Genomic DNA, 22,310 nt, shown 5'->3' on the forward strand with positions numbered 1-22,310 from the left:
ACGCGAGAGCGGCTGATCAGGGTTTGTTGTATGCGGTGCGCTCGCTTTCAAACCTGTCAGCGGTCATGTCCACGGGCGGGGGAAAGAGCAATCCCTTCATCGCGGCGAAGTACTGGTCCACCTTGTCCCATCTGAAGTTGCTCAGTTCCCTGAGGATGACCCGCTTGCGGAACATGGCCTTCCGCATCCCGATTTTCTGGAGGCGAATCAGGTCCTTGTACGTCCTTCCCGCGGGAACGTATGCGGCCTTTCCCCCCGTATACGTGGGGTAAGAAGTGTATTCATTGAAGTCCATGTTTGTTAATTCCCCTCTCGCCTTAAGCACATCCCACAGCTCGGAACCGGGATAAGGAACGAAGAGGTTCAGCTTGATGTGATCCAGATCCAGCGACAGCGCGAAATTGATGGTGTCCCATGTGTCCCGCTCCGTCTCCCCCGGAAGGCCGATGATGAAGAGCCCTTCCGTCTGGATGCCGGCCTTCCGCGTCCAATCCACGGCTCTTCGGACCTGCTCGATCGTGAATCCCTTCTTGATGGAATCCAGCATCTTCTGGTTCCCGCACTCGATCCCATAATCTATCCGCGCGCACCCCGCCTGCTTCATCTTGACCAGCAGCGGGTAGGTGACGCTGCTAACCCGGGTTTCGCACATCCACCGGGTCGGCAAGCCGCGTGCTATCAGCTCGTCGCAGAACTGAATTCCGAGACGCTCCGAGATGGGGAAGGTCAGGTCCATATAATAAAAGGTTTCGACGCCCCATTTGCGGTGAAAGTACTCCATTTCGTCAACGGTACTCTTGGGAGTCCGCATCCGGTACTTGTTGCCGATTGTGTTGATCGGCGAGCAGAATGTGCACCGGTGAGGGCACCCGCGCGTAGCCAGGATCCCGAGGGCTTGCACTCCCTCGTCGTGTATCCGCTTCTTGGAACCCGGCGCCTGGAGCCGGATGTCCGGCCGGAATTGATCGACCGGAAAAAGGTCCCAGGCGGGGTACGGCATTTCATCCAGGGACATCTTGTCGATCCAGGGCCTGTCAGGGTTATGGATGATCTGTCCGAACACGTTCCGGTAGGAAATTCCCTTGACATTCGACGTGCCCCGGCCGTCCCGGAGGGATTCCACCAGCTCCAGCATGGTGAACTCGCCTTCGTGATGGACCATGTAATCCGCCAAGCCGTTCGACAGATAATGATCGGCGAAAGCGGAAGCATGAATATTGCCCAGCACGATCTTAAGCCCGGGCAAGCGCTCTTTCAGCAGGGGAGCGAGCCGGTCATACAAGGGGGCGGCCGGAGTGAGGAGGGAGACTCCCAGGACATCGGGGGCCTCGGCCACAATCCGGTCGCGCATCTCCTCGACGGTGAGGCATTCTATGAAGGCGTCAAGGCCGACAACCTCGAAATCATTCTGCCGAAGAACGGCCCCCACGTAGGCGAGCCCGATGGAGGGGATTGGGGTATAGAACTTCTTCAGGGTCCCGAACTGCTTGTCGAAATGGACAGAGGGATTGAGCAGAAGAATTTTCATCGTTCGCGCCCTTCCATTCTTGCCGATCTTTTGAAGGACCTATTTCGCAACTCACATGCAATCATCGCAGGCTTGGGAACAGCGACGTCCCACTTGCTTGCGATGAGGTAATCTCTCTCCCAAGACCAATTTCCGCTTCGGCTGGTCGCGTTACGCGGAACAGATTTCTTGAATTTGGAATTCATTCTCATCCCGAACTCACTTGCGACTCCCAGGCTTAGAAATCCTGGAAGTCGGCGAATCGATCTGCAATAAATCCAATGAAACCTGGTATCCATCCTCCGTTTCGGACTCCGCGAGTGCCTTAAAGCCTTGTCCCAGTTCATTGGGCGGAATCTGAGTGGCCGAAGAGGGCATCGGGCGAAAATCAAGAAGTTGCCTGATGATACCACGAATGAACCATCGCAACCAATCTGGGCTTGCATCCATTACAACAAGGCACGTAGATAAGATAGGCCTGAGAATCTTGGCAAGCCGTGAGCGCTTCAGACCGACCAGCTTATACGCGAAGGTTTCTGCAATGACCCGGTTCCTAAGTTTGACCAACTTCTGATCGTCAATATTGGTTAGGTTGATGAAAGGTCGATTCGTGAAGTCAATATGGGCAAGAGTACCAAAATAGGAAGACCAATCCTTCACTTTTTCGGAGGCGTATTCATGAAACATCTTCGAATTCGGGAAAAGCGTGGTGAACGTGGGCAAGTATACCAAATCCATCTTCTTGCAAAACTCGACAGTCTCTCGGATGGTTTCCTCGGTTTCTCCAGGATGGGCAAACATGAAATTCGCGATGAAATTCATCCCTACTTTTCGCGCGCTGTTGAGCCCAAGTATCACTTTCTCTTTCTTGGCATTCTTGTGCATCAGGTCCATCATTTTTTGACTGCCCGTTTCGACCCCAAAGAGGACATAGCGGCAACCGGCTGTGCGCATGGCATGCAGCTTTTCTTCTGTCGCCCAGTCCGCGCGCCCAGATGTTGACCACGTAATGCCAAGAGGCCGGATGGCATCGCACACCTCGAACAGGCGCGATTTGTGAGTGATAAATTCCTCGTCCGCAAAGTGGAAGTCGGAGATGCCGTAATTGCGCCGCAGGAAATCGATTTCCTTTACAATGTTGGCCGGAGAGCGGAAGCGTTGCGCCGCGTTGTTCCGCTCGTCCACTATGCTTCCATGCAATTGCTTCAGAAAATCATTGTCGTTCAGCACAGAGTTGATGCAGAATGAGCATCTAAAAGGACACCCCCGAGATGTCATCATATGGATCGAGCGGGAACCCTCGCCGTTATACGACCGCTTGCATATGTACTCGATATCGAAATGATGGAATGCTGGAAAGGGGAGTTCATCTAAGTCTACCTGGACCGGGCCTTTGGGGTTTTTAACGAAATTTCCGTTCTTCTTATATACAAATGTAGGCACATGCTCAAAGGGAGCACCAGCCTCGATCGAGGCGAGCATGTCTGGAAGAACGGCTTCGCACTCCCCAATCGCAACGGCGGAGGCGCCGGTGTAATCCAGTGCGATTTCGGGAATGTCGCTGACGCCTACACCTCCAATCACCACGGTTGTCCGGGGAGAGAGTTCTCGCACGAGACGCGCGACCTCACGCATCCCCTGGACTTGCATGGCGAAACCTCCCATGAAGCATAAATCATATTCATCCTTCCGCAGCTCTTTCTCTAAAATCCTCATCGGCAGTCTCAGATTATGCATATCAACTACTTTGACCCGATGGCCCTGCTTTTCCGTGATCGAGATAACGTAGCCCAAACCAAGAGGCATGAAGACAATCTCTCTCTTGCCTGGGTACGGCGGGTTGACAACCAGGATATTTAGCGCCATTTCCTGAACTCCTTGCTCCAGTTTCGTTTCAGAGGAAACCTCCAGGAGATTTGACCTTCGTGAGAACAGCTCAACTATATCCAACCCTCCTGGATAATACACACTCCTAAATTCGCGAAGGCGAACCGAGTCGCTTAACTCATTCCATTTCAATGGGTTCAATGCCCACTGCCAAATAGCACGGCATCAGGGAAAGCGCAGGCCTTGAGGCCATAAGCGGTCCACCAGACCTGCCGGAACAACGCGACCAGATGGGCCCGCCATATTTCATGGGAACTTCTATTCATGGGGACTTCTAATGGTACACAGTTTTCCCCGGCTCGAGCTCGATGGGGATCGTTCGCATCCAGAGCTGATCCTCCCACCACTTCCGGTTTTCCTTGTACCAGGTGATGGCACGCTCCAGTCCCTGCGCCAGGCTTATCCGGGGCTCCCAGCCGAGGAGCCGCTTGGCCTGCTCGTTGTTCGCGGTGTGCCGCTCGACCTGGCCAGGGCGGTCGGCGGTGAGTTCGATGTGCGCGCGGGGCACGTCCATGGCGTCCGCGATCATCTCGGCCAGGCGGACGATGGACGTGCTGGTGCCCGTTCCAAGGTTTATGGCCTTGCCCGCCACCTTTTCGATGGGGCAGTGCAGGAGGCTCTCCAGCGCCCGGCAGGCGTCCTCCACGTACATCCAGTCCCGCGAAGCCTCGCCACTCCCGTGGACTCTGAGCGGCTCCCCCAGGAGGCATCCGGTGACGAACCGCGGAATCGCCTTCTCCAGATGCTGGTAGGGGCCGTAATTGTTGAAGGGGCGGACGATGACGACGGGAAGGTTGTAGGTGCACCAGTAGGAGTACACCAGCCGGTCGGCGCCCACCTTGGCCGCCGCGTAGGGGCTCCGCGCCAGGAGCGGATGGTCTTCGGCCATCTTCGGCTGGACAGCACTGCCGTACACCTCGGAGCTGGAGATGTGAATGAAGCGTTCGATCCGGTCCCGGTGGGCCAGGACGGCGCTGGCGAGGACCTGCGTCCCCATGACGTCCGTCTCGAAAAAGAGGGAGTTGTCGAAAATGGAGCGGGTGACGTGGGTCTCGGCCGCGAAGTGGACGACGGTCTCAACCCGGGAGACGAGCGCGGAGACAATGGCGCCGTTGCGGATGTTTCCATAGTGGAAGTGAAGCCTTCCCCCTTTCCCCGAGTTCTCGGCGAGGGGAAGGTTCTTGATGCTGCCAGCGTAGGTGAGGCAATCGAGGACGTGGATTTCGCAATCCTTGTAGCGATCGAGCATGTGGCGGACGAAGTTTGAGCCGATGAAACCCGCGCCGCCTGTCACGAGAATCTTGCGCATGTACGGCTTTTCCCCTTCTGGAGGAGGAGATTCAGGCTATACGGAATCCTTCACTCATAGCCCCCGTCTGCCGCTTGTCGCACGGCTGCGATCACGTCCTCGACATCCTGGTCGGTCATCGCCGGAAAGAGCGGTATAGAAAATACATTGTCTCCCACCCGTTCGGCAATGGGAAAATCTCGCGGGCGAAACCCGTACGCCCGGCGGTAGTAGGGGTGCAGGTGCACGGCCCGGAAGTGGACGCCAACGCCGACCTTGGCGTTCTGGACCCGCTCCATCATCTCGTCCCGGGTGAAGCCCAGCTTCTCGGGATCCACCAAGAGGACATAGAGGTGATGGGGGTGCGACCAGCCGGCGGGCACCTCATGGGAGAGTGGGCGAAGGCCGGGGAGGCCCGCGAATGCCGCGTCGTAGCGGGCGGTAATCTCCGCCCGCCGCGCGTTGAATTCGGCCAGCCTGGCCAACTGCTGAAGCCCGAGGGCGGCCTGCAGGTCCATCATGTTGTATTTGAAGCCGGGCTCGATAATGTCCCAGTGATGGTAGCCGGATTCCCCATAGCGCTTCCAGGCGTCGGCGCTCAGGCCGTGGAGCCGAAGGACCCGGGCCCGCGTGGCCATCTCGTCATCCTCTAGGACGAGCATGCCCCCTTCGCCCGTCGTCATGTTCTTGGTCGCGTAGAAGCTAAAAGAGGTGAGGTTCCCGCGCGCCCCAATGGGGCGACTGGCGTAGACGGATCCGGCGGCGTGCGCCGCGTCCTCGATGAGGACGAGCCGGTGCAAGCGGCACAGATCCTCGAACTCCTCCATGAGGCATGGCATGCCGGCGAAGTGGACGACTATCACGGCGCGCGTCGCGGGGGTGATGCGCGTTTCCACGTCGGCCGGATCGAGGTTGAAGGTGCGCTCGCTCACCTCGGCGAAAGCGGGGCGCGCCCCCGTGTGGACGATGACATTCACGGTGGATGCAAAGGTGATTGGGCTCGTAATCACCTCGTCTCCGGGCCCTATGCCGTGGAGGAGGAGGGAGAGATGGAGGCCCGCCGTGCACGAGTTGAGGCCGACGGCGTGCTTCGCCCCGACACTCTCGGCGAATCGCGCCTCGAACTCGCCCACCTTGGGGCCGGTCGAGAGCCAGCCCGAGCGCAGGGACTCGACGACGACGCGCTCCTCCGCAAGGCTCATCGAGGGACGCGCAAAGGGAAGGAACGTCTCGCGGACGGCTTGAATCGCACGGCTCATGGAAGACGCTTACGCCTCACTGGAAGAGGGGAGGGGATGGACCCCCTGGCTCAAGATGATGGCCATGGAATCTTTGCCGTGGTTGAACAGCAGGTCGATCACCGACAGGTGTGAAACGAATCCCGGGTACTGCTGCGCATACACGGGGTGCTCATAGTCCTGGTATGCCAGTTGCACGCCCGCACGGGTGAAACGCTCCTCCTCGATGTAGTTGCGTCCCGAGGCACCCTCGTACAAAGAGGATGCGCCCACCGCCAGGCAGATCTCGACGAGCCGCTCCGTCGGGTTGAGATTCTCGGGAACCCTGAGCTCCGACGACAAGCACACCTTGCGCTCAAGCCCAAGCCAGCCTGCCGCGAGGTGCAGCAGCTCCAGGTTCAGGCCGAGGAGCGGTCCATGAGCGTGTAGAATTGCACGCTCGAGCTGAGGGTAGTGCAGATCGAATGCTTTCGTCATTCCGTAGTGCTGCCGGATGGCACCGAGATGCTTCTTCTTCCAGCGCCCGCCCTCGGAGATGCGCACCTCATTGTTCCGCTGACCGAACCGGCCCTTCGTCTGGACGGGCACGGTGAGCCACTCGGTGCCCTCCTTCGTGCGTATCCGGTTGCGGTTTCGCCAGCCGTGCTTGTCAAACTGGACATCGTCGTACACGACGAAAACGTCCGCTTGGTGGAGCTGCTCGAAGTATCCCACCCAGGGCAGGTATGAGGGCTGGAGGATAACTGCTCGCATCGAATCCCCCGGAGAGCAACAGCTCGAACTTTATCTTATTGAGATATAGAGAATTACGAGGGCCTTCTAGCACAAGGGACTTGCTTATTGCAAACCGGCCGTGACACGCTGGCACTCATGGTCGGAACAGAATCCGTGTGAAGAAACTCCGGTTCCTAGCCACCATCCAGTAGGCTGTCTCCACCGCCCAGACGAAAGGAGGAAGTGAAAAGACGGCGGCGGTCCTTCGCCAGCCGATGATTCTCAGCGCGGCCAGCACTGCACGGCCAGCGGAGAGAACGGAGCCATCCGGCTGGACGACCTGCACCGCCCGCCCGCACCGCTCGTAGAGCTGCGGCGTCATGGGGGGCGAGGGCACCCGCTGGTAGGGGAACGTCTCGATGCGGCCCTCGGGGTCCCGCGCACGGAGCCACTCCACCGAGCGGCGGCAGAAGCCACAGTCCCCATCCCATAGCAGCAGGGGTCTGTTTTGGGAGGAAGCGGGTGACGGCCTCATAGGGGCTCCCCCTCAGTGGATATAGCGCTCGTACCAGAGCTGGAATATGGTGAGCATCCAGAGCTTGTTGGCTTGGAGGTGCCCGCCGTCCGGCCGATCCGCAAGTAGCCTGGCTACATACTCCCCCTGGAAGAAGCCGTGCAGCCCCAGGCGCTCCGGAGCCAGGGTCTCCTCCACGAAGGGGCGCAGCTTCTCAGGCATCCACTGGTGGATCGGCATCACGAAACCCTCCTTCGGCCGGTTGACGACCTCGGGGGGCAGCACTTGGGCGAGTGCCTCCTTCAGGATGTGCTTCACCCGGCCGTTCTGCATCTTGAGGCGGCCGGGAATGGTGGCGGCGAACTCCACGAGGCGGTGATCCACGAATGGAGGACGCACCTCGACGGAGTGCGCCATCGAGAGCCGGTCCACGAAAGCCAGCACCTGATCCGGGAGAATGTGGCTGCACTCCACCTCAAGCACCTCGTTGAGGGGGTCTCGGGCCGTCGTCTGGCCGTACCACTCCCCCATCGTGGCGAGGGATTGGGCGTCCGCCATCTCGTCTTGGATCGCAGGGCTAAAGAGCTGTCGTTTCTCCTGGTCCGGGAAGACGGAGAGGCGGTGACGCCACCGCCAGCCCTCCTCTCGAGCGAGAGAGGCCAAGAAATCCATCTGCCCAGCGAAGGCACCGAGTTCTTGGCGATCCTCTGCGTTCAGGGGGTGCGAGAGGACATGTCCACCGAACCGCTTCCGGAAGTAGGCGATGGGTTGGGCTAGGCGGTGGGGCAGGTAGCTTCCGAAGATCTCGTCCGCACCGTCCCCAGAAAGAGCGACCTTCACGTGCCGACTGATGAGCCTCGTGATGAAGTAGGTCGAGATCACTCCAGCAAAGGGCTCGTCGAAGGCGCTGACGATGGCATCAAGGCTCTCGATCAGGTCCTGGTAAGACAGAATGCACTCATGGTGGGCGGTCCCGAAGCGCTGGGACATTAGGCGGGCGTGATGGAGATCGGCCTCCTTGTTCTTGAAGCCGTCCTCGTAACCGAGGGAGAATGTCATCACTGGCCTGGAGGAGTGACGGCTCATCAGGGCCACCACGGCGCTGGAATCCATCCCGCCGCTGAGGTAGGCGCCGATGGGCACGTCGCTCACCATGTGGGACCGCACCGCCTCGTCCAGGCGCGCGAAGATGCCCTCGGCCGCCTCGTCGGCGGTCATCCGCTCGTTCTCCTGGTAGCGGACCTTCCAGTACTGCGACCGCCGGACGCTTCCCTCCTCCGCGATCAGGCAGTTCCCCGGCCGCAGGCAGCGGATCCCGGAATAGATGGTTTTCGGACTCGGCACATGCTTGAAACTGAAGAAGTCGTTCAGGGCAGCAAAGTCGATGCCGCGCGAAACCCACGGGCAGAGGAGAAGGGCCTTCATCTCCGAGGCGAAGGCGATCTTTCCCCCTGGGGCCTGGTGGAGGTAGAGCGGCTTGATGCCCAGTCTGTCCCGAGCCAGCAGGAGGCGCTTCCGCTGCTGGTCCCAAATGGCGATGGCAAACATCCCGTCCAGGAGGGAAAGCAGCCCCTCGCCCTCCCGCTCGTAGAGATGAACGAGGACCTCGGTGTCCACGCGGGAGTGAAAGCGGTGCCCCTGAACCTCCAGGCGCCGCCGCAGGGCTGCGGCGTTGTAGATTTCTCCGTTGAGGGCGGCCCAGACGGTGCCGTCCTCATTGGTGACGGGTTGGCGGCCACCTTCAACGTCGATGATGCTGAGGCGCCGGGCCCCCAGCACGATGCGATCATCCGCAAGGACGTGGCCGTCGTCCGGCCCCCGGTGGGCGATCTTCAGGAGCATCCGCTCCATGACCTCGAGGTCCGGAGCGCCGAGGATGCCCGCGATGCCACACATGGAAGGGCGTTCTCCTTCGGGTCAGACGCGGGGAAGGAACAAGGGCAAGAGCGGACCCGCCGGAATGGGGTGGAAATCCCGCTCAGTCACGCGGGTGGATGGGGGCGGGCGCGTTAGCCCTCGGCTCGCGGAGAAGGCTATCGGAATGCTCCAGGCCGCCGGCAGGCCAGGTGGCTTCACCGGCCATGCGGAGGGGGGCCATGTCCCGGCGCTTGGCGGAGTTACGCAGCACCTTCTCCCAGTTGTGGTTCCAGGAGCGGTACTGCCAGTCCGGGCACTCGCGGCACAGAGGGATCTCCCCTCCCCGGCCCTCGGCGTGCATGCGCCGCCACCAGTCGAACATGGGGCCCAGCCAGATTTCCCGGATCGAGCGCTCCGAGATGTCCCCGAAGTTCGTCCGGCCCGAGATGTCGTACCCACAGACCTCCACCTTGCCCCGGCTGTCGATGTTGAGGCGGTGGAAGGGGTAGGGGCAAGGCTCTCCCTCGAACTTGTCGAGATACGCCGACGGGTCAGCCGACTGGGAGGGGTCGAGAGTGGTGTTCGAGCCCCAAGTCAGGAACTTGCGGCGGATCACCTCGTCCACCCCGATGTCCTCGAGCCAGAAGTCGGAGATTCCGTCCATCTTGTCGCGCACGATGGCCTGGTTGATGACGCTCACCACGATCCGAGTGGCGCTCCCGATCTCCCGGCGGATCTCCAGCAGGCGCCGCAAGGAGGCCACCAGGCGGTCCCAGTCCAGCCCGGCGCGGACGATCTTGTAGATGCCGGGATCAGCGGCGTCCACGCTGCACTCGATCATGTCCGTGCCGCAGGCGAGGAGGCGCCGCATGTTCTCCTCGGTGAAGAGCGAGCCGTTGGTGTTCAGCCACACGCGCGAGTTCACGCTCTTGGCGTGCGCGATGAGCCGGGACATGTCGTCCGGGTGCATCATCGGCTCTCCGCCCCCGGTGATCCGCAGGTAGGAGCCGTACTGGCCGCATTCCTCGGCGATCTTGCGGAACAGATCGGGGAGTATGTAGGGCCGGTCGGCGTACTTCTTCCGGATGTCGGAGTTCGTCTCCGTGTAGGGGCAGTTTGGGCACAGCGCGTTGCAGGGGTATGCGACGGAGAGCACCACCATCTTGGGGAACTCCTCCGCCCCCTGTTCGATGCCGTACTTCTCCCGCGTGTGGACGATCAGGGAGTCGCCGCGCACCGCGAAGGCGACGCTTTTCTCCCGGCTGGGGCCCAGGATCAGGGGGGACTCGCCGAGGAGGCTGGCGGCGTCCCCGGGCGCGACGTGGATCTGGATCATGCCGTCCTTGGTCTTGACGTCGAGCCGCTCGCCCTGCTGCCGGGCGATCAGGCCGGGCGCGACCTCGTAGGAGTCCCGGTTCAGCATCTCGCTGCCGAGGATGCGGATCTTCCTGTCACCCAACCAGGTGAAAGCACCGGGGTAGGGGGTCGTGCCACGGATCCGGTTGTAGATCTGAGCGGTAGGCTCGTTGAACTGGATCAGGCCATCGCGCTCCATGACGCGCGGGAAGTAGGTCACCTCCCCGCCATGCTGCGGCTTGGGAATAATGGACTCGCCCCGCTTCATGGCCCGGAGGTACTCGCGGATCACCTCCTCAGTGAGTGCCGCGAGTTTTTGGCGCAGCCCTCCGTCCGTGTCCTCTATCGAGACGGGGCATTCACGCTGGAGCAGGATATCCCCCGCGTCGATCTGGTTGGTGAGGACGTGGAGCGTCACACCGACTTTCTCCTCCCCGAAGATGATGGCCCAGTTCGTGGGATTGGGACCCCGGAGCTTGGGCAGGAGGGAGGGATGGAGGTTGACGCCGCCCAGGGGAGCGATCTGGATCAGCCGGCGCGGGACGATGTGGTGGTAAGTCGCGCAGAGGATGAGGTCCGGGGCGAGATCGCGGACGAGGTCGTGCGCCGCCGTTTCCTTGAAGGAGATGTCCTCATGGACGGGAATCCCGAGCTCCCGGGCCTCCTCCGAGATCGAGCGCTCTGCGTAGTAGGGAAATGGACCGGATTCCGCGCGCGTGAAGACACCTGCTACCGGAACCGATTCCGAGGCGAGGGCGCGGAGCGCGGCGTTGCCGAATCCCGTCAGCCCCATCAGGAGGACGCGGGGCGCCCGGGCCGCTCTTACCGGTCCATCCGCCATGATGTTTGTCTCCTCTCCTATTTCACGGGAGGGGTGGAGCGCGCGAGGGCTCAACAAGTCAGACTTGGGGAGACACCTCCCCGCCCGCAGCCAGGGATGAATTGTGCTCTTGAAAGAAGACTCTTCCCTGGCGAATATAGGTTTCGTAGCGTTCCTGAGTCGCCGCATCGGGGAAATAGGCGTGCGCCCGCTTCACCTGCCAGTCCGGGCATTTGCGGCAGATCTCGGGCAGCTCCATGAAGCGGCGCCGCATTTGCAGCTCCCTCATCCACTTCAGGGGACCGTTCCAGATTTCCTTGAGCGGCTGTGACTCGACGTTCCCGGCCACGTACTTGCCATCGCAGTCAATGGCACACATCACAACGTTCCCGTTCCAATGGATAGCGCAGGTGTCGAGAGACCACAGACATGGCAAGCGGAGGTTGGAGTCGGTGATTATCCTCGAATCGCCCCCCTCGACCGAGCCCGACCAGTGGAGTTTGGGCCGCACTTTCACCACCACGTTCCGCCCCAGCCAATGCTTGATGAAAGCCTCGGTCTCGTGTTCGTTTTCCTCAAATATGGAAAACTGCATCTCAATGAGAGGAACTTCTGACCCAAACTGGCCAATTGATTCAAGAAGTAGGTCCATTCCGCGGTAGATGACATCCAATCCACCGGCCGATTTCAGCCCAGGGCGAACCCGGGCGTGCGTTGCCGGAGTGTGGGCATCGCAACTGATGATCAGCCGATTAATGCCGCATGTCAGGATTCGTGGAATGGTCTTCCGGTTAATTCTGGTTCCGTTCGTATTTAGGGTGATCTTTCCACAGCCAGTTTCTCGCGCAAACTCGATCATATCGAATAGGCGGTCTCCCAGGAGCATCGCTTCGCCCATGAAAGTCGGCCAGATCTCGGTGTAGGGACTTTCTCGCCCGGATTCGGACGCGATTCTCTCGAACAGGGCGCGCGCCATGGTTTTCTTAGGCCGATCCATGTAGGTGTGGCCACAGAAGACGCAGAGCTGGTTGCAGGCGGCCGTGGTTTCGATGATGAGCTGCTGGGGGAATTCGGTGTGGAAGTAGCCCTGCTCTCGCTTGGGGGCGAACGACCGGCCCTTCTCGTCTCGCCGGTGTCCGACCCGGAGGGGGAGAGCGTCAGCGGCCAATTTATTTCCCTCCTCGGGGGCATGCAATGAGAACGTGTTGCTGCGTGATACCAAGCCACGAAGACATCCACAATCGGAAAAAAGAGTAACAAAATTCCAATCTAGAAACAAACTTGGAGTATGTCCCATCCTTAGTTGAGGTTTGGGGTGGTTCCGTCCCCTGTGGTTGCATGGTGTCGCCAAACGCCATCCGCCCACAAGGGAGGAACCACCGATGGAGAGCATTCTACAGATAGCCAAAAGGCCAAGAAGGGCCGCCGGATGGGCGAGCCCCGGGTGCTGAGCCGGGAGAGGCCGAGGGCCCGGAGGTGAACGCCCGGGCCGAGATCATCCGGGCCCTCATCCCGCTGGGTCTGATCGGGGCGTATGAGATGTTCAAGGCCGAGCTGGAGGAGCTGACGGGGCCCGGTGGGCACCGAGAGCGCGAAGGTGTTGGCCCCCTTCCTAATGGGCCTCCTGGAGCGGGGCCTAGACGTCTCGCGGGGGATCCTCGTGGTGATCGACGGGGGCAAGGGCCTGCGCAAGGCGGTGGAGCTCGTCTTCAACCGGGGGGCTCGGCGAGCCCTGGTTCAGCGCTGCCACTGGCACAAGCGCGAGAACGTGGTGAAGCCGCTTCCCACTCGCGCCAGAAGCACCGCTGGCTGACCGCCTCCCTCCTCCGACATCGAGGGGAGGCTCAATCGCGTCATGGGCTACTGTCATCTGCCAAAGCTTCGCGAGGCGCTCCAGCGGGAGCTGGGAATCGGGAAGGAGCGTGCGGCTTCAGAGGAGACCGCCTGACGTGCCACGGGACGGCGCCACTTCAAACGCAACTAAAGTTGGGATTGACTCCAAACTTGGTCCCAACCGCTGAATCTTTGCAAGGATGATGAATCTTCGGCAGAAGCGTCTCACCCGACACCTTTTGTCTTTTCCGCTTGCTTTTGACACTCTTCAGCCGAATATAAGTCCTTCGCCTAGGGCACGGATTGGCCGGATGCCGCACTTGCTTTGCCTGGGGAGAAGAATATTGATGCCCATCATGCAGGTCAGAACGCCAGGCGCGTCTCCTTTTCCCCGCGCGGAGATCATTGCCGCGGTGATAGTGGGGCTTGTGGCCCTCCTTTTCCGAATCAGTTGGGGGGGAATCTACTCCCTGCACGATCACTATAGCCAGTGGGCCTATTTCAATTCTGTCCTGGACCCGGTGCTTTCCGCGGCGGACCCGCTCATTCAGACCGCAACGTTCAACGCCCCTCCTTTGACGCTCCGTGCTCAGGCGTTCATTTATTCTCTCGGAATGTATCCCGCCTTCGCCTTTTTCCTGATTCATGCCTGCATCGCCGTCTCGTATGGGACGAGCTATCTGCTGTTCCGCGAGGGAGGTGCATGGCGCCCATTGGCCGCCGCCGGAGTGATTGCCCTTCCGTTCACGATGGAGACCCCGCTGGGGCTAGCGGGGGGTCTGAAATTCTACAGCGGCCCTATTTTTTTGGTTTTCGCCACCGGCGCGTTACTCTCCATTTCGAGGCGGGGATATCTCTTCGGCGGGCTCCTCCTGGTTGTCTCGTTCCTGAGCCACCCGATGAATTCTTCCCCCTTCATCCTTGCTGTCATCGCGTTCACGGTGCTTCGGGCCCGGTCGGACGGTTGTTCCTGGAGCGGATCGCTCAAGGCCGGGGCGCTGTGCGCCGCCCCCTTCATGCTCTACGCCCTCTGGTTCTTTTTCGGGAAGCTGGCAGGTGCGGGTCATGCCGCGGGAATTCAAGCCGCCGGCCAGCCCCTGGGCATCCTGGAATGGAGAAACCTATGCTGGCTGGAGGATCCCGACGACTGCACCGTGCTGTTCTGGCTCTTCCACGGGTATCCAACGTGGCGCGCCTGGATCTGGCTGCCGGCCGTGGGGGCGTCCGTCATCGCCTTGGCGGTGCACCGTTGGTCTCCCGCGAAAGGTAGAATCCCCGAGGCGCTGCTGCTGACGATATGTGGCTTCATGGCCCTTGGAGCCATCATGGAGCTCACGCTCTACCGGATTTTTCCCGGGCAGCTTCTGACGCTGGCCCTCCCGGTTCAGTTCCGGAGGTTGTTCTCCTGGGTGAGCTATGCCGCCATCTTCGTGCTGGCCGTGGCGGCCTCGCGGGTGTTGGAGGATGCGGAGAAGCGGCAACGCATAGGGTTGATCGAGATGCTGATCGCCCTCTTCACCACCATGTTGCTCTTGGCCCCGCGCGTGCGTTACTTCGTTCCCACGGTCCTGCTCTTCGTGCTTTGGCCGGTGTCATCCAGGCTCCCGTTCGTCCGGGGCTGGTACTGGCAGATCTCCGCTCGCGCTTTCGCGTGGACGGTGCTCATCCTCATTGTGTCTCTCTGGTCGATCCAAAACGCAGCGGCTGTCCGTCAAGCCCTTTTGATCACCTTCCCCCAAACCATCAGGATGGTGAAAAATCTGCCTAAAGGGGACCTCTTCACCCAGATTGCATCCTCCGGTGAGTCGCCTTTCTATATCGGACTGGCGGAAGGCCTTCGCATCCGGGAGTGGCTGGAGAAAAGCACTCTTCCCGATGAAATCCTGATCGTACAGGATGAGATTTCAACCCCGCGGATGATTTTCCGCCGCCCCGTCCTGTCGAACATCAACGACGCTGGGCTCGCGAACGTTAACTACGACGCCGGCAAGGTGTGGTGGAACCAGGTAAGGGTGCTGTACCCGATCCCCGACGCCACTGTCTCGGCCCTCCACGAGAACCTTTCGCCCTTGGATTTTATGACCAGGGCATGCTCCCCCGGTAAGAAGGACCCCCGTTGCATCCCCCGGATCAAGGAAATGGACCAGCGCATGATTCCAGCCGAGCGGCTGAAAAAGGCGAAGGAGATATTTGGCGCGAGGTTCTTCATCTCCCGGGAACGGAGCGAGCCCTTTCTGGTCCCCGTCTTTCAAGCGGGTCCCTGGGTGATCTACCGGATTTCTTAGCTCTCCATGGTTATTACTTAGCGGGGGCATAACTTCCAGGCCGAGACGATTCCGTCACGGGCCAGCGAGGCTGAATTTCCCGGGAGAAGAGCGTCTCGTCGAGTATTTCGCGGACAATGGTTCCGGAGGCTGGATCTACGGTGAATTGCGCGAGCGGCCGATGGACAAAGCGCCCCTTCTCTTTCAAGAGCACAATGTACTCGAAGGACAAAACCGAATTTCCCGGGCAGCCTAATGTCCAGGCAAAGCGCATCAGGCGTTCCGCGAACAAGTGCGGCCTGCTCGGGTAGTACTTCAGGGTCGTGAAGAGGGACGCCAGCGCGATGCTCTCGGCCACATGGCTGAAGCGCAAGCCCCCCGCGCGCCAGCCGAACCGAGTGACCTCTTTTTCCGCCGCTTCGGGCTGACCCCGTTCCCGCTGATAGATCCGGACAAAGAAGTTCACGATATCGATAGAGAATACCCGCCAAATCAAGATGCCGAAAAGATTTGTATAGGCCTCCAGCGCGCTCTGGAGCCAAAGCCACGGCAACTTCCGGCGCAGATAGAGGTTGTAGTAAAGCCCAGCGTGCGCGAACGGCAACAGGATGAGGTACATCCAGAGTGCTGGCTCGAGGAGAGCGGCCACCCAAGGTGTGATCGCAGGTGCCTGTATGACGGCGGGCGCCGCCTCGCCTATGAATCCGCTGACAAAAGTATCTCCAGCGCTTCCTGGGTGGAAGAACAACACGCAACCCGTCACGACCATCTCGGGGAGCAGGCAAAGCCGGATCTGGGTCGCGACGAAGAGGAAGCTCAGGAGGATTAGCATGGCGCCGATGAAGCGCATCGACGGGATCAGCATCATGATTCCCGCTGCCACTTCGGTGGACCATGCCATGTGGTTCAGGGTCCGTATCATCCAATGGTTCACCGGCATCTTTAGATAAGCCTTCCACCAGTAGCCCCACATGGGATTCGCCAGCCCCAATTCCATCCCATCATTTTTCGCGTAACCCGAAGTCAGCTTATAGATACCTGCCGATAGCATGATGAGTGCGAAGTCAGTCTGCACCACGAGCAGTGCCAGAGGACGCACGGAAGGAGCCAGTTGCAGGGTGCACTCCAGCAGAAGCACAGCGGCCGCGAGCCAGTACGTCATGAAGCCGGGAGCCCCCATCCCACGGAGCAGGCTTTTCCACCGCATGTGGATGAAGTAGTAACGACATAGGGCAAAGTTCAAGAGAGCCGCCAGGAGGATCCAACGGCCTATGATGAGCAGCACGGCGCAGATCAGCCAACCCCCGAGGATCCAAGGCATTCTTTTTGGATGGTGAAGCAAGTTTACTGTCCAATCCGAGTACGCATAACCGCCCCAGCGCTCGCCCAAGAAGTAGCGGCGCGCGTGGGGCAGTACAGAGAGCAAAGTGCCGAGCAGAAAAATGCCATATCCAGCGCGGAAGAAAGTCTGCGTCGGGATAGAAAGTGCAGGGAAAAAGAAACTATCAGGAGAAAGGATGGTTGGCATATGGCCAAGTCCTTGTTAGCCGAAGGATGCGTAAATAACTGTGTTTCGCCAGTGAAGATTCATCGGGTGCATTAGCCTGTCAATCGTTCCCGGCCGAAGCTGGTTCCATGGTCCGGACAGCCGACCCGTGGCAGCGCATCGGCTTATGCCGGGGCTCGGATCATGAGGTCCATGACGAGGGGGAGTAGGTGAGCCTGGTAGCCGCCACGGATGAGGAGGTCGCCGGCCGCCGGATGTTTGGTCAAGGAAATCCTCCCGCGGGGCGCAGTGGGGACCTCCTGCGGCATGATACGTGAACCCAGGCGAGAATCTTACCCCGATTGCACACCGGCGGGAGGATCTAAGGACAATGTTTTTATCGAAGCCGGGGCGCCAACCGAAGCGGATGTGACTGGAGGCCATGGGGGCACGGGCGGACCCATCGGTCGTCTCGGATTTCCATCCGCAGGCCATCGTTGCAGGAGTATCGACCGGCATTACCCATGGGGGGAATTCTGGCGCAGATGCGAGGGTAGGCGGCAATGATCGGTCTCGGTCGAAACGCCAATTTGCACGCCTGTTCGGCTGATTTATCCTGTTGATTTCTCGCCCCTGCCCGAGTTGCACCCCTTTTCGATAGATTGCCGCAGGGTTGCCTCTCCTCCCCTTTTCGGGGGCGTGGAAAAAGCGAAATTAAGACAAAAACATTCTGCCGCAGTCGAGAAAAATTTATTCATGTGCCTTCATGCTAACATTGACAACCTGCTGTGGAACAAAGTAATTTCTCGGTCGGTTCAGTGATTGAACACATGGGGATTCGTGGTGCCCGTTGATTTCCCGGGCTCCGGGGTAGATGCCTTGTCCGTGCTTATGCCAGAAGCCAGGCATTCGTTCTCCCTCCATGAAGCTTGGTCCTCGTGGTTCGTGGTCCATACCCGCAGCCGCCACGAGGACAAGGTCGTCGATCTCCTTCGCGAAAAACGCATCCCCGTATTCCTCCCCAAGATGCAGGTCTGGAGCCGTCGGCGGGACCGCCGCCTGAAGGTCCAGGTGCCGCTTTTTCGCGGCTATTTGTTTGTGAATCTTCCCGAGCCGGAATTCAGGTGGTCCAATCTCCTTCAGACTCGCGGAGTGGTGCGTGTCCTGGGGGCGGGGGGAAAGCCCGTCTCGCTGGTCCAAAGGGAGGTTGAATCCATCCTCCTGATGGTGGCGAGCGGCGCCGACCTCCATCCGCTGGACGCCTTGGTCCGGGGCGACCGCGTCCGCGTGGTCGATGGGCCGCTGGCCGGGGTGGAGGGGGTGGTTCTCCGCCGGAAGGGGAAAGAGCAGATCGCGGTCTCTATCGATCTTCTGGCGCGCTCGGTCGCGGTCGATTTGAACGAGAGCCAACTGGAAAGAGTTGGACGTCCAAGACAGCGAAACGCGCACTCGTAATCTTGAACGCCGGCCAAGGCCGAGTTCGATGTAAGTCATTTATTTTCAGTTTGTTGCATGTTTTCTTTCATGTAACCGAGAGGGCGGAGCTGTCTCTATTTCCCCATCCGCCGGCCTATCATCCGCATCCCATTTCCCTCTCCAAGGAAACCCTGTTGCGCAAAGAAGACCTCCACCAATTCCGTCTTATGGAAGAGGTGGAAAAGGAAGGGGGCATTGTCACCCAGCGCGATCTGGCGAGGCGTCTCAACGTCTCGCTGGGTCTCACCAACGCGTTCTTGAAGCGGATTGTTCGGAAGGGTTATTTCAAGATCACCACGGTCCCGGGACGCACGGTGCGTTACATCCTCACCCCAAAGGGCTTTGCGGAAAAGTCCCGCCTGACGATGGAGTATATTCGCTATTCCCTCGCGCATTACCAGGAGATCCGCCACCGGACGAGGCTCTTGGCAAACGTGCTGCGGGAAAAGAACATTCAGCGCGTGGCGATGGTGGGGACGGGCGAGCTGGCAGAGCTGTTCTATCTGAGCCTTCGAGAAGCGGCTATCGAGGTGATGGTTGTTGTTTCGCTCGGCGCCGAGGAAGGATTTTTCCTCGGCTATCCAATCATGTCTCCCGACAGCCTTCGTGAATCCTCGGCTGATGCAATCTGCGTGGTGGACATGGATGAGGAGCATTTCGCCTTGTTCCTCTCCCGTGCCGGGGAATTGGGCCTGCCGAAAGACAAGATCATTCGCGTCGGGGCCAATTCCGGAATGGAAAAGGCACCGACAGGCAAGACCGCGGCGGTCGGTTCACCGTCCGAATCCCATCACAGATGAGCGAGGCAGTGAACTCATTCGACGGAAAATCCATTTTGGTGACCGGGGGCACCGGCTCCTTCGGGCGGAAGTTCACGGAGATAGTTCTGAAGCGATATCATCCTCGGAAGCTGATTATCCTCAGCAGGGATGAGCTCAAGCAGCATGAGATGCGTCAAGTCTTTCCCGATGGAGACGATTCGCCGATGCGCTATTTCATCGGCGACGTCCGGGACCGCGAAAGGCTCCACCGGGCATTCTACGGCGTGGACATCGTCGTCCATGCCGCCGCGCTGAAGCAGGTCCCCGCGTGCGAGTACAACCCCTTCGAGGCCGTGCAGACGAACGTCATGGGGGCGCGGAACGTCATCGACGCGGCCACGGATCGCGGGGTACAGAGGGTCCTGGCGCTCAGCACGGACAAGGCGGTGAACCCCGTCAACCTCTACGGCGCCACCAAGCTCTGCGCCGAGAAGCTCTTCGTGCAGGGGAACGCCTACTCCGACCTCGACCGCACGCGCTTCAGCTGCGCGCGTTACGGCAACGTGATCGGCAGCCGGGGAAGCGTCGTCCCCCTGTTCTTGGAGCAGCGGAAGAATGGCACCGTCACCGTAACGGACCCCCGGATGACGCGCTTCTGGATCACGTTGGAGGAAGGCGTCAACTTCGTTCTGAACTGCATCGAGAGGATGCAGGGGGGGGAGATTTTCGTCCCTAAGATCCCAAGCATGGAGATCATGGACCTGGTGCAGGCCCTCGCGCCCGGCTGCAAGGTCAACGAGATCGGCATCCGCCCCGGCGAGAAGCTTCACGAGGTTCTGCTCTCCGAGGACGAGGCGCGGCATGCCTTCGAGCTTGATGACATGTACATCGTCGTCCCGTCCCATCCGTGGTGGAAGATGCAGGAGATTCCGGGAGCCAGGCCGGTTCCCGACAACTTCCGCTACACCAGCGACGTAAATCCCCTCCGGCTCTCGACGAAGGAGCTGACCCGCTTGGTCGGACAAGGTTGAACCCGGGCCGGAGGCAGATGGCGGACCCGCTGGCCATCCACGGCGGCAAGGCCGTCCGCGAAAAGCTGCTCCCCTACGGCCGCCAGTCCGTCGACGAGGAGGACATCCTCGCCGTTGGTGAGGTGCTGCGCTCCGATTGGCTAACCACCGGCCCGAAGGTGGATGAGTTCGAGGAGGCATTCGCCGGGTATGTCGGCACCCGGCACGCGGTGAGCTTCAGTTCCGGGACGGCGGCGCTCCACGGAGCGGTCTTCGCCGCGGACCTCGGGCCCGGGGACGAGGCGGTGACCACCCCGATTACATTCTGCGCGACGGCGAACTGCCTCCTCTACCAGGGCGCTTCGCCGGTCTTCGCCGACGTGAGCCCCGACACGCTGAACCTCGATCCTGACGGACTGACGCGCCGTATTACCCCTCGGACGAGGGCGATCCTCCCGGTGGACTATGCGGGCCATCCGGCGGACCTCGGGCCCATCATGGAGCTGGCCGGGCGGCACGGCCTGACGGTCATCGAGGACGGATGCCACGCCCTGGGCGCCGAGCTGGGCGGGCGCCGGGTCGGCCGGCTGAGCCACATGACCGTATTCAGCTTCCACCCGGTCAAGCACCTCACCACCGGGGAAGGCGGGATGGTGGCGACGGACGACGAGCGTTTCGCCCGCCGGCTCCGCCTCTTCCGCAACCACGGGATCGACAGCGACGCCCGGGACCGCCAGTCCCGGGGCGAGTGGTTCTACGAGATGGTGGACCTCGGCTGGAACTACCGCCTGACCGACATCGGGTGCGCGCTTGGGCTGGTTCAGCTCCGGAAGCTGGACCGCAACCTGGCGCGGCGGCGGGAGATCGCGGCCGCCTACACTGAGGCGTTCCGGAAGATGGAGGGCATGGCTCCTCCTGCGGTCCGGCCGGGGGCGAATCCGGCTTGGCACCTCTATCCGGTGCGCATTGAGCCGGACAAGCTTGCCGTCGGCCGGCGGGAGATCTTCCGCGCCCTGCGGGCGGAGGGCCTGGGCGTGAACGTGCACTACATCCCGGTCCATCTCCACCCGTATTACCGGGACAAGCGGGGCCACCGGAAGGGGGAGTGCCCCGTCGCCGAGGACGCCTATGAGCGCCTGATCTCCCTGCCTATCTTCCACGGCATGACGGACCAGGACGCCGAAGACGTCGTGCATGCCATGGGCAAGGTGATGGAGCACTATGTCCGGTAGCCTCGCCCTTCGGTTTCTGGTCGCCGGCTGCGGGTCCGTCGGAAAGCGCCACCTCCGGAACCTTCGGACGCTCGGCGTGACGGACCTCCTGACGTTCGATGTCCTGGCCGAGCGGTGCCGCGAGGCGTCGGCGGAGCTTGGCGTGGAGGCCGTGGCCAGCCTGGAGGAGGCTTGGGCGCGCGGGGTGGATGCCGTTCTGGTGACGGTCCCCACCCGTGAGCATTATCCGTTGGCGCTCGAGGCCGCGCGGCAGGGCTGTCACCTGTTCATCGAAAAGCCTCTGTCGGACCGCCTGGAGGGCCTGGACGCTCTGGCCGGGATCGCGGCGGAGAAGAGGCTCATCGCCCTGGTCGGCTGCAACATGCGCTTCCATCCCGGCCCCGCCGCCGTGAAGCGCCTCCTGGACGAGGGGGCCATCGGAGCCCCCGTTGCCGCCCGGCTCCAAACGGGCTCCTACCTGCCGGACTGGCGGCCAAGCGTGGATTACCGCCAGAGCTACAGCGCGTCGGCCGAGGGCGGGGGTGGCGCGGTCCTCGACTGCATCCACGAAATTGACCTGGCTCTCTGGTATTTCGGCCCGGCCGAGGTCGCGGGCGCCGCGGTTCTCCCGGCCGAGAGCCTCGGATTGGACGTGGACGGGCTGGCCGAAATGCTGCTCCGGCATCATTCAGGCGTGCTTTCGAGCGTCCATCTCAACTTCGTCCAGCGTGACTACCGGCGCGTCTGCCAGATCATCGGCACCGAGGGAACCCTGTACTGGGACTTCGAAGAAGAGGCCGTCCGGTGCTACCGCCCGAAGGAAGGATGGCAAGCGTTCCCCCAGCCGGCCGGGTGGGAGCTGAACCGGATGTACCTGGACGAGATGCGCCATTTTCTGGCCTGCCTCGTCGGCGAGGAGAAGCCCCATGTGGACGTGACCGGGGGGTGGCGTGCACTGGAAATCGCCCTGGCGGCGAAGGCCTGGCCCGGCGCGCGCCCGGTGGTGGGGGCATAGGAATCCGTGATGGGGAAGCCGAAGGTCGTCGCCACCGTCCAGGCCCGGATGGGCGCCACGCGCCTTCCGGGCA

General features: G+C 61.0%; 17 protein-coding genes. 7 read left to right on the forward strand and 10 right to left on the reverse strand.

Annotation, left to right across the window (positions count from 1 at the left end; translation table 11 throughout):
- Positions 1–16 precede the first annotated feature (16 nt).
- The 9 genes from HYZ11_00095 to HYZ11_00135 all read right to left on the reverse strand — a co-directional run bounded on the left by HYZ11_00095 (position 17) and on the right by HYZ11_00135 (position 12,349).
- Complete coding sequence (locus tag HYZ11_00095) at positions 17–1,528, reverse strand: cobalamin B12-binding domain-containing protein (GenBank protein MBI3125987.1); 1,512 nt, start codon at positions 1,526–1,528, stop codon at positions 17–19.
- A gap of 198 nt (positions 1,529–1,726) precedes the next feature.
- On the reverse strand, positions 1,727–3,373 hold the full coding sequence (locus tag HYZ11_00100) for a radical SAM protein (protein MBI3125988.1): 1,647 nt from the start codon (positions 3,371–3,373) through the stop codon (positions 1,727–1,729).
- A gap of 295 nt (positions 3,374–3,668) precedes the next feature.
- A complete protein-coding gene (locus HYZ11_00105) occupies positions 3,669–4,703 on the reverse strand; it encodes a GDP-mannose 4,6-dehydratase (protein MBI3125989.1) in 1,035 nt (344 codons plus the stop codon).
- A 50-nt stretch (positions 4,704–4,753) separates the two neighbouring features.
- Positions 4,754–5,941, reverse strand: coding sequence for a DegT/DnrJ/EryC1/StrS aminotransferase family protein (locus tag HYZ11_00110; protein ID MBI3125990.1), 1,188 nt, complete (start codon positions 5,939–5,941; stop codon positions 4,754–4,756).
- Positions 5,942–5,950: 9 nt separating this feature from the next.
- The gene (locus tag HYZ11_00115) at positions 5,951–6,673 is read right to left on the reverse strand and encodes a WbqC family protein (protein ID MBI3125991.1); all 723 of its coding nucleotides are present in this window, start codon (positions 6,671–6,673) and stop codon (positions 5,951–5,953) included.
- A 115-nt stretch (positions 6,674–6,788) separates the two neighbouring features.
- Complete coding sequence (locus tag HYZ11_00120; protein ID MBI3125992.1) at positions 6,789–7,169, reverse strand: DUF393 domain-containing protein; 381 nt, start codon at positions 7,167–7,169, stop codon at positions 6,789–6,791.
- 12 nt (positions 7,170–7,181) lie between these two features.
- Positions 7,182–9,044, reverse strand: a complete 1,863-nt coding sequence (asnB, locus tag HYZ11_00125) for an asparagine synthase (glutamine-hydrolyzing) (protein ID MBI3125993.1) — start codon at positions 9,042–9,044, stop codon at positions 7,182–7,184.
- An 82-nt stretch (positions 9,045–9,126) separates the two neighbouring features.
- On the reverse strand, positions 9,127–11,202 hold the full coding sequence (locus tag HYZ11_00130) for a radical SAM protein (GenBank protein ID MBI3125994.1): 2,076 nt from the start codon (positions 11,200–11,202) through the stop codon (positions 9,127–9,129).
- Positions 11,203–11,260: 58 nt separating this feature from the next.
- Positions 11,261–12,349 carry a radical SAM protein gene (locus HYZ11_00135; protein ID MBI3125995.1) on the reverse strand — a complete coding sequence of 363 codons (1,089 nt, stop codon included), beginning with the start codon at positions 12,347–12,349 and terminating at the stop codon, positions 11,261–11,263.
- Positions 12,350–12,757: 408 nt separating this feature from the next.
- Between HYZ11_00135 and HYZ11_00140 the strand changes: the two genes are divergently transcribed.
- Together HYZ11_00140 and HYZ11_00145 are read left to right on the forward strand one after the other, a co-directional pair.
- Complete coding sequence (locus tag HYZ11_00140; GenBank protein ID MBI3125996.1) at positions 12,758–12,994, forward strand: transposase; 237 nt, start codon at positions 12,758–12,760, stop codon at positions 12,992–12,994.
- Positions 12,995–13,361: 367 nt separating this feature from the next.
- Positions 13,362–15,299 carry a hypothetical protein gene (locus HYZ11_00145; protein MBI3125997.1) on the forward strand — a complete coding sequence of 646 codons (1,938 nt, stop codon included), beginning with the start codon at positions 13,362–13,364 and terminating at the stop codon, positions 15,297–15,299.
- Positions 15,300–15,312: 13 nt separating this feature from the next.
- Here the strand turns inward: HYZ11_00145 and HYZ11_00150 are convergent, their stop codons facing one another.
- Positions 15,313–16,806 carry a hypothetical protein gene (locus tag HYZ11_00150; protein MBI3125998.1) on the reverse strand — a complete coding sequence of 498 codons (1,494 nt, stop codon included), beginning with the start codon at positions 16,804–16,806 and terminating at the stop codon, positions 15,313–15,315.
- A gap of 801 nt (positions 16,807–17,607) precedes the next feature.
- Between HYZ11_00150 and HYZ11_00155 the strand changes: the two genes are divergently transcribed.
- The 5 genes from HYZ11_00155 to HYZ11_00175 all read left to right on the forward strand — a co-directional run bounded on the left by HYZ11_00155 (position 17,608) and on the right by HYZ11_00175 (position 22,237).
- Positions 17,608–18,219 (forward strand): UpxY family transcription antiterminator, encoded by a 612-nt coding sequence (locus HYZ11_00155; protein ID MBI3125999.1) that lies wholly within the window; start codon positions 17,608–17,610, stop codon positions 18,217–18,219.
- A gap of 155 nt (positions 18,220–18,374) precedes the next feature.
- Complete coding sequence (locus tag HYZ11_00160) at positions 18,375–19,040, forward strand: winged helix-turn-helix transcriptional regulator (GenBank protein ID MBI3126000.1); 666 nt, start codon at positions 18,375–18,377, stop codon at positions 19,038–19,040.
- A complete protein-coding gene (gene pseB, locus HYZ11_00165; protein ID MBI3126001.1) occupies positions 19,037–20,032 on the forward strand; it encodes a UDP-N-acetylglucosamine 4,6-dehydratase (inverting) in 996 nt (331 codons plus the stop codon). The genes HYZ11_00160 and pseB overlap by 4 nt, the downstream gene beginning before the upstream one ends.
- A gap of 17 nt (positions 20,033–20,049) precedes the next feature.
- A complete protein-coding gene (gene pseC / locus HYZ11_00170) occupies positions 20,050–21,243 on the forward strand; it encodes a UDP-4-amino-4,6-dideoxy-N-acetyl-beta-L-altrosamine transaminase (GenBank protein ID MBI3126002.1) in 1,194 nt (397 codons plus the stop codon).
- On the forward strand, positions 21,233–22,237 hold the full coding sequence (locus HYZ11_00175) for a Gfo/Idh/MocA family oxidoreductase (GenBank protein ID MBI3126003.1): 1,005 nt from the start codon (positions 21,233–21,235) through the stop codon (positions 22,235–22,237). Before pseC ends, HYZ11_00175 begins: the two co-directional genes overlap by 11 nt.
- The last annotated feature ends 73 nt before the right edge of the window (positions 22,238–22,310 follow it).

The sequence above is a fragment of the Candidatus Tectomicrobia bacterium genome (genome assembly GCA_016192135.1).
Taxonomy (GTDB): domain Bacteria; phylum UBA8248; class UBA8248; order UBA8248; family UBA8248; genus 2-12-FULL-69-37.